Source organism: Paenirhizobium cremeum, from assembly GCF_047553425.1.
Taxonomy (GTDB): Bacteria; Pseudomonadota; Alphaproteobacteria; order Rhizobiales; family Rhizobiaceae; genus Allorhizobium; species Allorhizobium cremeum.
In genome coordinates this window covers 3,149,069-3,163,527 of sequence record NZ_CP180217.1, presented here as the reverse complement: position 1 = coordinate 3,163,527, position 14,459 = coordinate 3,149,069, and the positions used below count along the sequence as shown (strand labels likewise).

Here is a 14,459-nt window from a genome sequence, read left to right as displayed (position 1 = left end):
GAGCGCATGAGAAGGGGCGAAGGGCTTTGACCGATACCGTTTTCACCAATGCCAGGCTGGCCGACGGCCGTCTTGTCGATATCGCCATAAAGGACGGCCGCATAGCCACCATCGAAGCCGCGGGATCGGTTGTGGTTACCGGGTCCACGGTGGATATCGCCGGCGCGCTTCTCGTGCCGAGCTTCGTCGAGGGGCATATCCATCTCGATACCAGCTTCTACGGCGACAAGTGGATACCGCATCGGCCCTGCACCAACGGTTTCGACGTGCATGAGCGTGTGACCTTCCAGGCCGAGAACATGGCGAACGCCGCGCCCATGGCGACACGCGCCCGCAACCAGCTCGACCTCTGTATCGCCAATGGCTCGCTCGCCATGCGCAGCCATGTGATGGTCGACGGTTCGGTCGGGCTGAAATCGCTCGAAACCATCCTGGCCGTGCGCGAGGAATATCTCGGGATCATCGAGATCCAGCTCGTCGCCTTTCCGCAGAGCGGCATCCTGAAAAGCCCCGGTACGCCGGCGCTGCTCGATGAGGCGATCGAGCTCGGTGCGGATGTCGTCGGCGGGCTGGATCCGGGAAGCTTCGACCGCGATGTCACCGGCCATCTCGATGTCGTGTTCGGCGTCGCGGAAAAGCGCGGCGTCGATGTCGATATCCACCTGCACGATGCCGCCACGCTCGGCGCCTTCACTATCGAGGAAATCTGCGCGCGCACCACGGCACTCGGCATGCAGGGCCATGTGGCGGTGAGCCACGCCTATGGTCTTGGCGATCTGGCAGCGGATGCGGCCCGCAAGATCGCCGGCCTGATTGCCAGGAGCGGCGTCGCGATCATGACCAATGCCCCCGGGGCCCATAATTTCCCGCCGGTCGCCCTTCTCGCCAGCGAAGGCGTGACGGTGTTTTCCGGCAGCGACAACATCCGCGATTCCTGGTGGCCCTATGGCGACGGCGACATGCTGCGCCGCGCCGAAATCATCGGCTACCGCTCCGGCTTCTACACCGACCCCGAACTGTCGCTCGCCTTCGATGTCGTGACATCGGGGGGCGCAAAGGCGCTGAGGCTCGAAGGCTATGGCATCGAACCGGGCGCAAAAGCGGATTTCACCACGCTCGACGCCGAACACGTGCCTCAGGCCGTCGTCGCCGTGCCTAAGAACCGCCGGGTGTTCAAGGCCGGACGCCTCGTCGCCGAAAACGGCAAGGTCCTGCGGTGATGGAGCCCGCTGGCGGCGAGATGACGGACAAGAGCACCGCAGCCAGCCGCAAGGGCATGGTGGTCGCGCCGCACTGGCAGGCAAGCCAGGCCGGCGCCGAGGTGCTGAAGCGCGGCGGCAATGCCATCGAGGCGGTGATTGCTGCAGGAGCCGCCCTTTCCGTGCTTTATCCGCATTTCTGCGGCCTCGGCGGCGATGCCGTGTGGATGATCGGCGATGCATCGGGGAATGTTTCCTGCCTGCTCGGCATCGGACAGGCGGCGGAAGCGGCAGGTGCGGCAGATATCAGCGAGATACCCGTGCGCGGGCCGGGTTCGACGCTGACCACGGCCTGCATGGTTGATAGCTGGCAGCAACTGCTCTCCCTTTCCTCCGACCGGTGGGGAGGTCGTGAGACACTTGCCCGGTTGCTCGAGCCGTCCATTGTCCTTGCCCAAGAGGGCTTCGAAGTCAGCCCCTCGCAACGTTTCTGGTTCGACTTCCGCGCCGGCGAACGCGAGATGTGGCCGGGCTTTGCCACGCTCTTCGTCGGCCAGGGCATCCAACGCCAGCCCGAGCTTGCCCGCACATTGGAGGCCATCGCCCGTGAGGGTGCGAGAACCTTCTACGAAGGCGAACTCGCCACCCGCATAGCCCGCGGGCTGACCGAGGCCGGTTCGCCGCTGACATCCGCGGATCTCGCTGTAACGCAGGCCCGGTTCGCAGAGCCTGCCGGTCTCGATTACCGGGATGTGACGCTCTTTGCTCCGCCGCCGCCGACCCAGGGCACCACCACGCTCGGCATCATGGGTGTGCTCGGCCATCACCCGATACCCGATATGGAATCGGCAAGCCCTGGCTACTATCACTATCTCGTCGAGGCGGTGAAGCAGGCCTTCCTCGACCGTCATCGGCTCGGCGATCCGGATTTCAGCGACATCGGCCCGATGACGGCGATGCTCGATCCTGCCCGTCTCGCGGCAAAGGCCTCGGCCATCGATCCCGACAGGGCGATGGATTGGCCGCATGCCTACCGTCACGGTGACACCTCCTTTCTTGCCGCCGTCGATGCCGAGGGGCGGTCGGCCTGCGTTTTGCAGAGCATCTATTTCGATTGGGGAAGCGGGGTCGTCGCAGGCGACACGGGCATTCTCTGGCAGAACCGCGGGGCGGCCTTCAGCCTCGATCCGCAAAGTCCCAATCGTCTTGCACCGGGAAAGCGGCCCTTCTACACGCTCAATCCCGGCCTCGCGCTGAAAGACGGCCGGCCGCATCTCGTCTATGGCACGCAAGGGGCGGACGGCCAACCGCAGACGCTTGCGCTGCTGCTCAGTCTGCTGATCGACCACGGTCTTAACCCGGCGGAAGCGCTGGCACGGCCGCGCTTTCTGCTCGGCAAGACCTTTTCCGACAGCCGCGACAGCCTGAAACTCGAGGAAAATGCCGGGCAAGCCGTGTTCGCCGCCCTGCAGGCGCTCGGCCATACCGTCTCGCCCATCGGCGCGCTCAGTCCGCTGGGTGGGCAGGCGGGTGTGATCCGCATCGATGCCGATGGCACCATGCATGGCGCGCACGATCCGCGCAGCGATGGCGGGGCCATTGCCATCTAACGGGATTCGCAAAGGAAAGGCGGCATGCTGTTCGATCTGGTGATACGAAATGCGCTGACCGAGCAGAACGGTGGACCGGTGGATATCGCCGTGAAGGACGGCGTGATCGCGGCCATCGAGCCCGCATTCCGCTGCGAGGCCGTGACGGAGACCGACGCGAAGGGGGTCTTTGCCTTCAGCGGCTTCGTCGAGAGCCATATTCATCTCGACAAGGCCGGCATTCTCGGCCGCTGCACGATCTGCGAAGGCACGCTTGCCGAAGCAGTCCGGGAAACCGCCCGCGCCAAGAAGGGCTTCGAGGTGGAGGATGTCTATGCCCGTGCCTCGGGCGTGGTGGAAAAGGCAATCATCAACGGCACGACGCGGTTGCGCACCTTCGTCGAGATCGATCCGCGCGCTGGCTTCCGCTCCTTCGAGGCGATCCTCAGGGTGAAGGCGGATTATGCCTTCGCCATCGACATCGAGATCTGCGCTTTCGCTCAGGAAGGGCTGACGCAGGAGCCGGAGACACTTGCCATGCTGGACAAGGCCCTGTCGGAAGGGGCGGACCTCGTGGGCGGCTGCCCCTATACCGATCCCGATCCGCGCCGGCATGTGGAACTGATCTTCGAACTCGCCCTGAAACATGATGTCGCCGTCGATTTTCATCTCGATTTCGACCTCAATCCCGATAACACCAATCTTCCCGCCGTCATCGAGGAGACGGTGCGGCACGGCTGGGGCGGGCAGGTCTCGGTCGGGCACGTCACCAACCTCTCGGCGCTTCCGGCGGATGCGGTCAAGGCGCTTGCCGCGCGCCTCTCCGAAGCCGGTATCGCGCTTACCGCTCTGCCCGCGACCGACCTCTTCCTCAATGGCCGTGCATATGAGGCGCTTGTTCCGCGCGGTGTCGCGCCCGCACATCTCCTTGCCGAATGCGGGGTCGTCACCTCGATTGCCACCAACAACGTGCTCAACCCGTTCACGCCCTATGGCGACGCCTCGCTGGTCAGAATGGCGAACCTCTACGCCAATGTCGCCCAGCTTTCGCGAGACGACGACATGGCGCTCGTCTTCTCCATGGTCTCGGCGTCCGCGGCGTGGCTAATGGGCAAGCCCCATGGCCTCTCCGTCGGAGGGGACGCGACCGTCGTACTCCTCGATTGCGCCGGTCCGGCCGATGCCGTGCGCGAGGTGGCAAGGGTTATCGGCGGCTGGAAAAGAGGGCGACAAAGCTTCTGGAATGGCCTTCCGGAAGTATTCCGGCCTTGATGAAGCCTTTCGGTACAGTCGCCATAGGCCCCGCCAAATGCGGCGGTTTCTGATCGGGACCTCCTTCTGGTCAGAGCATTCGACCATTCCTCCTCCTGCGTCGCTTCATATATCTTTGGAAACGCCGGTTGAAATCCGGCCTCGCCGTTTTCAGATAATGCCCGGTAAAAGAGAGCGCGCTTTGGCGGCGGAAGGGCATTCCATGAACCGGGAACAGCTGGATTCGATCAATGGCTGGCTTATCGAACAGGGACTGCTCGGGGCGAGCGAGACGGCGCTCGTCGATGGATTCTGCAGTCGCCTGCGCGACACCGGGCTGGAAATCGCCCAGGCGGTGCTGTTTTTCGACACGCTGCATCCTGTGCAGGAATCAGAAGGCGTTTTCTGGAATGTGGCGAGCCAGGGGCGCTCGGAGGTCCGGGAGTTTTGGCGGCATGAGGCGATGCGCAATGCTGAGTTGTGGAGAGGTAGTCCTTTCTACTATATGACTGAACGCGACCTTTGCGAGCTTCACATTCCGCTGGAAGGTTCGGTCGAATCCCAGTTCGGGATCATCCCTGATCTCATCGCCGAAGGGCATACCGACTATTTCGCGCTGATCCACAAGCTTGGTGGCGAGAGCAGAATTGGCGAAATCGAAAACATGTGCTCCCGCTGGTCGTCGGCCAAGCCCGGCGGGTTTAAGCCTGACGATCTCAACGCACTGCGCATACTTGTCGCATCTCTGGCATTGGCGGTCAAAGCGGCCTCTCTCAACCAGATCGCCAAGTCGCTCGTCGAGGTCTATCTCGGGCGCGATCCCGGCCGCCGGGTGCTCGAGGGCAGTATCGAACGGGGCAGGGTGGAGACCATCCGGACGGTGCTCTGGTACTCCGACATGGAAAACTATACTTCGCTGTCTGAGACCATGGAGAGCGGACAGCTCATCGCCTTTCTCAACGACTATGCCGATGCGGTCATTTCGGCCGTACATGCTGCCGGCGGCGATATTCTGAAACTTGTCGGCGACGGCATTCTGGCGATCTTCAATCATGACGACCCGCGTGCGGCGGCACAGGCGGCGCTGCAGGCGCGGGCCGATGCGGCGCTCAGGATCGAGGAATTGAATCGGCGACGTCGCGAGGAGAACCTCGCGACGACTTCCGTCTATCTTGCCCTTCACGAGGGCGAAGTGTTTTACGGAAATGTCGGCAGCGACGAGCGCCTCGATTTCACCGTCATCGGTCCCGCCGTCAACGAGGTGTGCCGCATGGCGGCGATGTGCAGTTCCATCAAGGAGACCGCGCTCGCTTCCCGCGAATTCATCGCTCTGATGCCGAAGGAGCAGCGTCCGGCATTTCACGATCTCGGTTCGTTTCATCTGAAGGGCGTGCAGGACCAGAAGGCGCTTTTTGCGCTTCGCGGCTGACCGTGGAAGACGTCCCTCGGGTCAGCAGGTTGCGGCCGCTCAAGATCGACCGGAAGCGCCGCATAGGCGGGGCACCAGGGCATGTCCGGTCGCCCGGTTTCGTGACCAGGACCTTTGTTTCGGCCGAGACGTTCCTGGCGGCCTGTGTCGGTTCGGCCTGCGGCCGAGGAATGCCGGGACGACCTCACGGCTTTCGGACATTCGCCCGAACGATCGCCCTTCTGCCGGGCGACGGCGGGAGGGTCTCCCGCCGTTTCGTTGACGATTTCCGTTTTCAACGGGGCATGTCGAACAGGAGAGCCGTTCCGTTCGTCAGCCAATCGAGTTCAAGCGTTTCGGGTTCGGAGATCTGGAGGCCATCACCGGGCCGCAGATCCTCTCCCTCGATCCTCGCCAGCCCGTCCACGATATGGACGAAGACGAGGCGTCCGGGCCGGGCTGGGATGGTGGTGACGTCACCCTCCTTCGGGTTGGCGATCAGCAGCCTGCTGTCGGACAGGAGGTGCAGGGGAGCCTCACCTTCGGTGCCGGATGCGATCGGCGTCCAGTCGCGGGCATCTTCCATTGCCGGCAGGCGGGCCTGCTGATAGCGCGGTTCGGTTCCCCTGATGTCCGGAATCATCCAGATCTGCAGCAGATGGGCGGTCTCGTGTTCCGAGGCATTCATCTCCGAATGACGGACCCCGGTGCCGGCAGACATCAGCTGTATCTCGCCGGCTTCGATCGTCGAGACGTTTCCCATGGTGTCCTGATGGCGCAGCCTGCCTTCCAGAAGGACGGTCAGGATATCCATGTTGTCATGGGCATGTTCGGAAAAACCGGAACCCGGGATGATCCAGTCCTCATTGATGACACGCAGCGGGCCGAAGCCCATGCGCGTCGGGTCCTGGAAACCGCCGAAGGAGAAGGTATGGAAGCTGCTCAGCCAGCCCTTGCTGGTTTTGCCGCGGCTCATGTTTTCGTGGATCAGGATCATGGTCTTTCTCCCGGACTGTATCGGGGCGGTAGCCTCCGATCGTTGGTTTCGCAGTTTCGTCTCGGTCGGAACCCTTATCGGGTCAGGAAGGCGTTCAGCGCCTGCAGTTCCGCCTGGCGAATTTCGTGCCCGCCGGCGTGGATGCTGGTTTCGACCTTCGCGCCCTGCCGTTCGAAGTAATCGACAAGCGCTTCGGTCAGCGGCAGCGGGCAGATCGGATCATGCTGCCCGGCGGTTATGAGCACCTGCCGGTCTTTCAGTGCGCTGTTGTTCTCCGGCTTCCACGGGATCAGCGGATGCAGGAGAGCTATGCGGTCGAAGAGATCCGGCCTCCTGAACGCCACGGCGGCGAGAATGTTTGCGCCATTGGAATAGCCGAGCGCATAGACGGGACGGCCTCGGTTCTCCGCTTTTTTCTGAGCGAGAAAGTCGATCATCTTGTCCGTGCGCCGGGCGAGGTCGTCCATGTCGTAGACGCCCTCGCCAGTGCGGCGGAAGAAACGCAGGGCGCCATGTTCGGAGACGTCGCCTCTCGGCGAGACGATCCCTGCATCGGGCAGGATCTGCTCGACGAGTTCGGTGAACTGGAATTCGTTGCCGCCGGTGCCGTGGAACGCAAAGACGAGTGGAGCGCCGTCGGAACCAGGCTTGATGAAGGCATGATAGGCAGTGGTGCTCGTGTTCATGATATCTTTCTCCTGATGACGGGACCATGCGGACCCGTCGTTCCATCATTTCCTGTCGAACCTCAGTCCTTGATCGGCTGAAGCTGTTTTTCGATCTGGCCGCGATAGGGCTCGTAGCGGGTCGGCAGCTTCAGGGCTTCGCCGAGGTGAGCGCTGTCCTCGTCACGGTCGAAGCCAGGCTCGTTGGTTGCAATCTCGAACAGGACGCCGCCCGGTGTGCGGAAATAAATCGCCCAGAAGTAGTCGCGATCGATGACCGGGGTTACCTGGTAGCCGGTGTCAAGAAGCGCCTTGCGGACTTCGAGCTGTGCCGCCCTGTCTTCCACCGCGAATGCGATGTGGTGGACCGAACCGGCGCCAAGGCGGGCAAAATCTGCCTGCGGGACGGTTTCGAGATCGATGAAATCCGCACCGTTGCCGCCGGCGATGGCAAAGCGAGCCCATTCGTCCTTTTCGTCGACCTTCTCGTAGCCCATGAAGCTGAGCAGTTCCCGGGTTGCGCCGGTATCCTTGAGCCTCATGCTCGCACCATGGAAACCCTTGATGGCTTCGGCAGCGCCGATCTCGTCGTGCAGCCAGCCCTCGCGCTTGTCATCGTCGACTTCCACCAACGAGAAGCCGTCACTGTCCGGACCGGCGAAGCGCAGACGCTTTTCGCCGAACACTTCCGTTGCCGAGAGGTTCTTCACGCCGAGCTTGGTCAGGCGCTCCGTCCAGTAACCCAGCGAACCCTTCGGAACGGCGAAATAGGATTCTCCGACTTCACCGGCACCCGGGCGCCCTGCCGCAATATGCGGGAAGGGAAAGTAGGTCATGACGGAGCCGGGCGTGCCTGCCTCGTCGCCATAGTAGAGGTGGTAAACATCAGGAGCATCGAAGTTGACGGTCTTCTTCACGCGGCGCAGGCCGAGCGTCTTGGTGAAAAAGTCGCTGTTTTGCTGGGCATCTGCAGCCATCGAGGTGATGTGGTGCAAGCCTTTGATCTGAGTAAGCATTTTTGCCATCCTTCTGTTCGGATGCCATTGCATCCCTTGTTCCGAGGCAGAAGATGGGGCCAAAGGGCGGCGAAGTGAATAGAAATAATATTGACAATATAATTTCAGAAAGTGAAATTATCTCGCATGAGCGATCTCAACGATATCCGTATTTTCCTGGCTGTTGCGAAGGAGCGCAGCTTCATCGCGGCTGCCCGGCATCTTTCGATGACGGCGCCGACAGTCACGCGGGCTGTGAGTGCGCTGGAAGAAGCCCTCGGCGTGCAGCTTCTCTTGAGGACCACGCGGCATGTGTCCCTGACTTCGGCGGGCGCGGTCTATGCCGCGCGCATCGAACCGCTGATGGAGGCCTTCGAGGCTGTGGCCGATGAGGTTCGAGCGGAAACGGGCCATGCGGCGGGCCTCATCCGGCTCAATGTGCCGCTATCGCTCGGGCAGCGAATTCTGCCGGATGTCGTCTCGGGCTTTCGCGTCGAAAATCCCGGCATCGCGGTGTCGATGACGTTGACGGACCGGTTCATCGATATCGTCTCAGACAGTTTCGACCTTGCCATCCGCATTTCCGAACCGCCACGGGACAAGTCCACGATCTGGCGGAAGATCTGCCCGGTGCGACGGATGCTTGTTGCCTCTCCGGGCTATCTGGCGGCCAACGGAACGCCGAAATCGCCTGACGATCTCAATGAAGCCGCCTGCATCGCCTATGACGAGGAAGCGCTTTCCGAAACATGGGAGCTTGCTTTTGCCGGCCGGACACGCAAGGTCAGGGCGGGGCGGATACTCGCGGGAAACAACGGCGAGTTGACGGCGCGGCTTGCGGAAAACGGCGAGGGAATTGCTCTCCTGCCGTCCTTCATCGTCGAGAAGGCGATTGCCGAAGGTCGTCTCGTCCAGATCCTTCACGACTGGCAGGCGCCCGAACTCTGGCTGACCCTCTATTATCCGCCTTATGAGAAGCTGCCGATGCGGGTCGCGAAGTTCTCGGATTTTTTCGAAAATTTCGTCACGACGGTTCGCCCCGTCTGAACGGGTCCTGTCGTCGGCGAGACGCCCGCCTTGCCGGCGACAGAGTCCGGTTGGCATGCCCAGCCATCTCGCCTGGGCGTGCACCTCAGGGGCGATAAACCGGCGGCCGTGTGATAGGATGCCTGTCGTGTAATACGACGCTTGCGATCGATGTTCATTCCGAGGAGATCGTCATGAAACAGAAGAGCAGTGATGATACCCAATGGTCACGGGACGGTAAGGAAAGCCTGCCGGAGCCGATGGATCTGGAACAGTGCTGGCTTGCCGAGGGCAAGAAGCGTCACGACGACGACAATCTGGACGAGGCGTTGCAGGAAACGTTCCCCGCAAGCGATGCGATTGCCACCGGCCGCTTCGAATAATCCTTAAACTCACCGAAAAGCGGGCCGCAGGACAGTGGTCTCGATATCACGGCCTTCCTCGCTTCGTCCTTTCTCCCGGATTTTGCGGAGAGGGGATTTCCTTGCGAAGGCGGAGGCGTCTAGCTGGCTATTGCGGCTATCCAGCCAAAAAAGGGAGCATGGTCTACCTCCAACAGAGGATGCGCTGCCTATCAGTATCAATTGCATCCTTGCTCTTTCAGCGGCAGCCTTGTCGATGGCTGGAGGTCTGCGAGATGTCTTTTTTTTCGGATAATATAGGGCAGCGGCACGCCGCTGCCTCCGCGACGAGGAGTGTCAGGAGCCGCGGAGGCAAGCGGGTTTTCGACCTGTTTTTCGCCGTCTTCTCGATCGTCTTCCTGCTTCCGGCCCTGATCCTGATCGGGCTCGCTCTCCTGGTCATCGACGGCCGGCCGATCATTTTCCGCCACAAGCGCGTCGGTCGAAACGGCAAGACCTTCGATTGCCTCAAATTCCGCACCATGCGCAAGGACGCGGAAAAGGCGCTTCAGGATCTTCTCGCCAGCAACCCGGCGAGGCTTCGGGAATGGAACGAGACTCAGAAACTCAAAAGCGACCCGCGCGTGCACTGGCTCGGAAAATACCTGCGCATCACGAGCCTCGACGAGCTTCCGCAATTGTTCAACGTGCTGCGCGGCGAAATGAGCATCGTCGGCCCGAGGCCGGTCATTGCAGAGGAACTGGAGCGTTACGGATCGCAGGTTCACTGCTACCTGGCCATGAGCCCCGGCATCACCGGTCTCTGGCAGGTCTCCCGCCGGGAGGACACGTCCTACGAAGAACGGGTCCGGTTCGACGTCGACTACTATCATAGCGTTTCGCTTTCCCGGGATGTCGGAATCATCCTGCGGACCGTCGGTGTCGTGCTCTTCGCGCAGAACGAACGCTGAAAGCGCTTCAGCGGAGGAACAGCATGAGCAGGGCAATCCAGAAGGCAAGGCAGACGACAATGACAAGCCATCGCAGCCCGAATTTAGTGGCCCAGTTGCGCATGAAGCCTTCCTTGCCGGTTCTGTCCCTCTCGGAAGATATCACGATTCGGTTGCCCCATAAGCCTCGGCCCCTCGGGGCGACCAGCATGCAAAGGAAGCGGCTGGAGCAATCGCGCCTGTGGCCGACCCTCGGGAGGGCCGGGGAAACGGCCTTCCGGCATTCACAAAAGAGGCTGCAAACACAGCCGTCAAGGCAGGAGCCCTTATGCAATTGTTGCTTTCAGCAGCTACCGGCCGAATGAAGCGGTGGAAGAATCGTCTGGGTGCGCTCGTTCGGTGGCCGTCTCTCGTCACCGATGCGATGTGGACGATGAGCGCGAAGATATTCATCCAGATCAGTCAGCTGGCGACGTTCATCATCGCAGCCCGCGTGCTTGAATCTGCGGAATTCGGGCTGTTCGCCTATGTCGCGGCGGTAGTGGCGCTGCTCGTCATCTTTGCGGAAGGCGGCTGGTGCGAATTCGTGATGAAGATGCGGGAAGATGCCGACCGGCTTGACCAGATCGCCAGCGTCGCCGTTTTCGCCGGGCTGTGCGCGACGGCCCTGGGGCTCTGCTTCGCCATCGTGCTCGGCCTCGTTTTTCATCTTCCCGGGGTCGCAGCGCTTGTGGTGCTGTTCAGCCTCTGGCTGCTGCTGACGCCGTTCTCGGCTGTCTGCGACGGCGTATTCGTCGCCACAGGCCGCCTGAGGCAGCAGGCAATCGTCAGGATCGTTGCGGAAGCCTGCGGCATGGGAGTCGCCGTTGCCGGTCTCCTTTTCGGCTGTAATATCCTTGCGCTCGTGGCGGGGCGGCTGACCACCCAGATTGTGAGCGTCGTGCTCTTCACGGCGATTCTCCGCTGGGTGCCGAAAATACATCTTCATACCGTCTTTCTCCGGGAGCTTCTGGAGTTTTCCCGCCACATCGTTGCCAACCGGCTGATTATCTATGTCCGGTCCTATTCAGGCACGCTCGTCGTTGGCAGTGTCCTGGGGCTGACGGAGGCCGGTTACTACCGGGCTGCCGAAAGGGTGGTCGCAGCCTTTTCGGAAGTGGTCGGCGAACCTGCGCGCATGCTGGCCTGGGTGGTTCTGAGAAGAGTTGCGGTGCGCGGTGCGGACGACGGCGAGGCGACGAGGCGGATCGGCACGGCCGCGACCAAATTCGTCGTTCTCCTCATGGCGGTTTCCGCGCCCGTCTACATCGGTCTCGCGCTGATGTCGGGTAGTCTGGTCCAAATCGCACTGGGCGATGCGTGGGCGCCTGCTGCTTTTCTGGTGACGCTTCTCTCCATCAAGCAGGTGCTGCTGATCCCCGGCTACGTCACGGAGCCAATCCTCTCGCTTTCAGGCACGATCCGGAAGATGCCGCCGGCGATCCTCGTCAACAGCCTCGTTTCCCTCGCCTTCATGTTCGCGCTTTCCCCCTTCGGCATGGTGGCTGCCGCCGCCGGACAATGCGCGGCAGCGGTCTTCTCCTTCGCCATTTCGGCGCACCTGCAAAGCCGTTACGGGGAGGTAAGCTGGACGCGGGTCCTTCGGGGCTGTGCCCATCCGGCGATCGCGCTTCTTGCGATGATCGTCGTGGTCGTTCTGCTCGGCAGCGTTGCGGCGGGATCGGCCATGAGCGGACTGTCGACCAATCTCCTGCAGATGCTCGCCGGAGCGATCATCTATCTCGGTACGCTGGCTGGCCTGCAGCGGCTCGACGGCGGTTCCGTGCCTATTTTCGCCATTGTGCGAAAGGCGCAAAAGACCTGAGTGTGGTTTGTCGAACGGAGCGGAGGAAGGTCCGGAATGAATACCGCGATTGTGAGGAAAAGCGTTCATAACATTCTCCAGAGCACGGTGAGCGGCTTTGGGCATTCTCTTGTGCCGTTTCGCGCGATCGGCGGGCGGCTTCGCTACCTGTCGCCTTTTCCGCGCCGGTTCTCCGGCGCTTATGGTTCCTTCGAGGAGGCCATCGCCGCGGCCAAAACCAAGGCCCTCGCCGGTTACGACCATGACGAGATCGCTCACGTTGCCTTCGAGCAGATGTGCAGGGTCATGCCCTGGGACTATCCGGTGCTGTTCTGGCTCCGCAACCTGCGTGACGAAGTCGGCGGATTGCTCGATGCCGGCGGGCACATGGGGACGAAGTATCGAGCCTTTCGCGATCTTTTGTCCCTGCCCGAAGGGTTCGACTGGGTGGTTTACGACCTGCCGGCGATTGTTTCGGCGGGGCGGCGCATGGCCGAGCGCGAAGGACTGACCCAGCTCCGTTTCGTCGACCGTATCGAAGACGCTCCGGCGACGCCGCTTTTTCTGGGGTCAGGGCTCCTGCAATATCTCGACATCCCCCTTTCAACGCTGCTGGAAGGCCTTCCATCGCGCCCCCGGCATCTGCTGCTGAACAAGGTTGCCTTTCGGCAGGGCGGTCCGGTGGTGACCCTGGAGCGGATCGGCAAGGCTCATGTGCCCTACCAGATGCGCGACGAGATCGCTTTCCTGAGGGATATCGAGAAGCTTGGCTATAGCAAGGTCGACCGCTGGGCTATCCCCTCGCTTTCCCATGTCATCGAAACCCATCCCGAGCTTGGGGCGAGCGAGAATGCCGGTTTCTACTTCAGGCTCGACGATGGACCTCGGTTCGCTTCAACGGTTCAATAAGCGTGAGCCAAAAGCTGTGAACTGACGGACAGGCCGAATCTCGGCGGAGCGGGACGTCTCCGAGCGTTCCAGCACTCGACCGTAGAGCGCCATCAGCGCCTCGATCCATGACGTGGCGGTGTGGGCAAGGCGAGGCGCCTCCCGCCGGCAATTTTGGGCCATCTTCCCGATAAGCCCGTCGTCAATCGCCAGGTGGCGCAACCCTTCGGCGAGAGCCACGGTGTCGCCGCTCCGAAAGACCAAGCCACATTCCCGCGCAGTAATTTCGGCGCCGAGCAGAGCCGAATCCGGCATGATGACCGGTATGCCGCTCGACACTGCTTCAAGGGCGGCAAGGCTGAAGGGTTCGGGTACGCGGGACGAAATCACGATGGCTCGGGCATCCCGGAGGATCTCGCGCATACCCTGCCGGGACCGCCATCCATGAATGACGACCTCCGGATAATTCCGCTCCAGGATGCTTCGCCCGGCACCGTCGCCAATGACATGCAGTCCGACGCCGGCGATCCTGGCCGCCTGGGCGGCTTCCTCGAAGCCTTTTTCCGGCTCCAGCCTGCCGATGAAATAGAAGGTTCGATGCGCCGCCGGCTCCGCGCCTTCGGCAAGGAAAGGCTCCACCGGGTTGCGGATCGTTTCGACGTGTTCGACATTCAGGCCGGCGCGCTCGAATATCTGCCGCATCCGCTCGTGCACGACCACGATGTTCGCCGGCAGGTCGCCGGTGGGATAGAAGTGTTCCCGCAGCAGGTGGCGTGCCGTGCGCCAGAGCTTCTCATGGTAACCTCGCTTGTCGCATTGGGTAACAAGGCAGGAGGCCGACATCGGCCGGAGATGGCAGACCTGTTGCTTGCGGTAGTTCGCGAGGCCACCGTTCGGGCATGTGAGAAAATAATCGTGCGCATGCAGGACTGTTCGATCGCGTACAGCGGCCAGTGCCCGGAAAATGGAAGGCGACAGGATCTTCGACCATCCATGCACGTGATAGATGGTCGAAGGAGTATCGCGCATCGAGATCAGGTCCTGAAGCGTTTCGAAAGCCTTGGAATTATAGAGGCCACCCGCGAAAGCAGACAGCCTGCCCTGCTGCACGAGCGGCTTTCCCGCGATATTGATGGTGTCGCCCGCTGGTTTTTCATGTTCCGCCGTATCGCCGGCAAGATAGGTCACGCCGATGCCACGCCGTTCGAGAAGGCCGGCCGAGAGGATCGCGAGGTTCGATGCGCCGCCGACCATGGCGGAGCGGTCGTTGATGACCACGACACGGTCGGGTTGTCTCTGGTTCACGG

Annotated in this window: 13 protein-coding genes; 9 read left to right on the top strand and 4 right to left on the bottom strand. The window is 61.9% G+C overall.

Annotation, left to right across the window (positions count from 1 at the left end):
- The first annotated feature begins 26 nt into the window (after nucleotides 1-26).
- The 4 genes from ACLBKR_RS15435 to ACLBKR_RS15420 all read left to right on the top strand — a co-directional run bounded on the left by ACLBKR_RS15435 (nucleotide 27) and on the right by ACLBKR_RS15420 (nucleotide 5,468).
- Nucleotides 27-1,220 (top strand): amidohydrolase family protein, encoded by a 1,194-nt coding sequence (locus ACLBKR_RS15435; protein ID WP_414899568.1) that lies wholly within the window; start codon nucleotides 27-29, stop codon nucleotides 1,218-1,220.
- Nucleotides 1,221-1,240: 20 nt separating this feature from the next.
- Nucleotides 1,241-2,809, top strand: a complete 1,569-nt coding sequence (locus ACLBKR_RS15430; RefSeq protein ID WP_414899566.1) for a gamma-glutamyltransferase family protein — start codon at nucleotides 1,241-1,243, stop codon at nucleotides 2,807-2,809.
- 24 nt (nucleotides 2,810-2,833) lie between these two features.
- Nucleotides 2,834-4,060 carry an amidohydrolase family protein gene (locus ACLBKR_RS15425; RefSeq protein ID WP_414899564.1) on the top strand — a complete coding sequence of 409 codons (1,227 nt, stop codon included), beginning with the start codon at nucleotides 2,834-2,836 and terminating at the stop codon, nucleotides 4,058-4,060.
- A gap of 202 nt (nucleotides 4,061-4,262) precedes the next feature.
- Nucleotides 4,263-5,468 carry an adenylate/guanylate cyclase domain-containing protein gene (locus tag ACLBKR_RS15420; protein ID WP_414899562.1) on the top strand — a complete coding sequence of 402 codons (1,206 nt, stop codon included), beginning with the start codon at nucleotides 4,263-4,265 and terminating at the stop codon, nucleotides 5,466-5,468.
- A gap of 274 nt (nucleotides 5,469-5,742) precedes the next feature.
- On the opposite strand, the gene ACLBKR_RS15415 is transcribed toward ACLBKR_RS15420, so the two are convergent.
- From ACLBKR_RS15415 to ACLBKR_RS15405, 3 genes are all read right to left on the bottom strand, one after another.
- Nucleotides 5,743-6,444, bottom strand: coding sequence for a pirin family protein (locus ACLBKR_RS15415; RefSeq protein WP_113341005.1), 702 nt, complete (start codon nucleotides 6,442-6,444; stop codon nucleotides 5,743-5,745).
- A 74-nt stretch (nucleotides 6,445-6,518) separates the two neighbouring features.
- The gene (locus tag ACLBKR_RS15410) at nucleotides 6,519-7,130 is read right to left on the bottom strand and encodes an alpha/beta hydrolase (protein WP_113341004.1); all 612 of its coding nucleotides are present in this window, start codon (nucleotides 7,128-7,130) and stop codon (nucleotides 6,519-6,521) included.
- Between the two features lie 62 nt (nucleotides 7,131-7,192).
- Nucleotides 7,193-8,125 carry a VOC family protein gene (locus tag ACLBKR_RS15405; RefSeq protein ID WP_113443724.1) on the bottom strand — a complete coding sequence of 311 codons (933 nt, stop codon included), beginning with the start codon at nucleotides 8,123-8,125 and terminating at the stop codon, nucleotides 7,193-7,195.
- A gap of 126 nt (nucleotides 8,126-8,251) precedes the next feature.
- On the opposite strand from ACLBKR_RS15405, the gene ACLBKR_RS15400 reads away from it, so the two are divergent.
- The 5 genes from ACLBKR_RS15400 (at nucleotide 8,252) to ACLBKR_RS15380 (ending at nucleotide 13,173) form a co-directional block, all read left to right on the top strand.
- Nucleotides 8,252-9,151: a LysR family transcriptional regulator gene (locus ACLBKR_RS15400; RefSeq protein WP_112828490.1), complete on the top strand. Its 900-nt coding sequence runs from the start codon at nucleotides 8,252-8,254 to the stop codon at nucleotides 9,149-9,151.
- A gap of 173 nt (nucleotides 9,152-9,324) precedes the next feature.
- The gene (locus tag ACLBKR_RS15395; protein WP_113426570.1) at nucleotides 9,325-9,513 is read left to right on the top strand and encodes a hypothetical protein; all 189 of its coding nucleotides are present in this window, start codon (nucleotides 9,325-9,327) and stop codon (nucleotides 9,511-9,513) included.
- A 254-nt stretch (nucleotides 9,514-9,767) separates the two neighbouring features.
- Nucleotides 9,768-10,442 (top strand): sugar transferase, encoded by a 675-nt coding sequence (locus tag ACLBKR_RS15390; RefSeq protein WP_113486118.1) that lies wholly within the window; start codon nucleotides 9,768-9,770, stop codon nucleotides 10,440-10,442.
- Between the two features lie 340 nt (nucleotides 10,443-10,782).
- Nucleotides 10,783-12,285: an oligosaccharide flippase family protein gene (locus tag ACLBKR_RS15385; RefSeq protein WP_414899557.1), complete on the top strand. Its 1,503-nt coding sequence runs from the start codon at nucleotides 10,783-10,785 to the stop codon at nucleotides 12,283-12,285.
- 36 nt (nucleotides 12,286-12,321) lie between these two features.
- Nucleotides 12,322-13,173 carry a methyltransferase, TIGR04325 family gene (locus ACLBKR_RS15380; RefSeq protein ID WP_113439278.1) on the top strand — a complete coding sequence of 284 codons (852 nt, stop codon included), beginning with the start codon at nucleotides 12,322-12,324 and terminating at the stop codon, nucleotides 13,171-13,173.
- Here ACLBKR_RS15380 and ACLBKR_RS15375 read toward each other — a convergent pair.
- A complete protein-coding gene (locus ACLBKR_RS15375) occupies nucleotides 13,159-14,457 on the bottom strand; it encodes a glycosyltransferase family 4 protein (protein ID WP_414899555.1) in 1,299 nt (432 codons plus the stop codon). The two genes, ACLBKR_RS15380 and ACLBKR_RS15375, sit on opposite strands and share 15 nt — an antisense overlap.
- Nucleotides 14,458-14,459: the final 2 nt, after the last annotated feature.